This window comes from Kitasatospora putterlickiae (assembly GCF_039527695.1).
Taxonomy (GTDB): Bacteria; Actinomycetota; Actinomycetes; order Streptomycetales; family Streptomycetaceae; genus Kitasatospora; species Kitasatospora putterlickiae.
The window spans coordinates 40,916-41,803 of sequence record NZ_BAAAKJ010000002.1 but is presented as its reverse complement, the minus strand read 5'-3'; the positions used below and the strand labels follow the sequence as shown (position 1 = coordinate 41,803).

At 74.9% G+C, this 888-nt stretch carries 1 pseudogene; it reads left to right on the top strand.

The features are described 5' to 3' along the window. Positions 1-307 precede the first annotated feature (307 nt). A pseudogene (locus ABD308_RS00285) lies at positions 308-888 on the top strand (ABC transporter permease); the annotation flags it as partial.

The window sequence follows — 888 nt, the reverse complement described above, 5'->3', positions numbered from 1 at the left end:
CCGCTGCCGTGCCGGCCGCCGGGTCGCCGCCCAGGCCGGCCAGGGCCCGGACGACGGCGAGCGCGAGCAGGCCCGCCACGAGCAGGTGCAGGCAGACCTGGAGGACGCGGGCGACGGGGGTGGTACGGGGTCGATCGGTCGCCATCCGTCCAGCCTAGGGCGCGCGGCGCCGACCGGCATCAATCGAAAGGTTGAACTCGGGTTCTGCCCTTCGATGCCGAGGATCCAATCCCCGGTGCGATGCCCGAGGGGCCTGTCTTCGACCAGTCTCGTCAGTGTCGCAGTGGATCGAGTGAAAGGGCTCGCGGTGTTCGTCGCCTGGAGGGACCTGAGGTTCGCCAAGGGGCGGTTCGCCCTGATGGGAACCGTCATCGTGCTGATCACGGTGCTGGTCGGCCTGCTGTCCGGCCTGACGGCCGGGCTCGGCCGGCAGAACATCTCGGCGATCACCGGGCTGCCCGCCGACCACCTGGCCTTCGGCCGGCCCGCCGACGGGCAGAAGCCGTCGTTCACCGACTCCCAGGTCACCCCCGAGCAGTGGCAGGGCTGGGCCGGGACCCCGGGTGTCACCGACGCGCAGCCGCTCGGCATCGCCACCACCAAGGCGGCGGCCGGACCGCGCACGGCCGCGCTCTCCGTCTTCGGCGTGCCCGACGGCTCCTCGCTCGCCCCGCGGGGCGCCGACCTCGCGCCGGGCCGGGCGGTGCTCTCGGAGACCGCCGCCGAGGACCTCGGCGGGCTGCGCCCGGGCGACGCGTTCACCGTCGCCGGCCACCCGCTGACGGTCGCGGCCGTCTCCGGGGACGCCTCCTACAGCCACACCCCGGTGGTCTGGACGACCCTCGCCGACTGGCAGCGGGCCGCTCCCGGCGGCGCCGGCCACGCCAC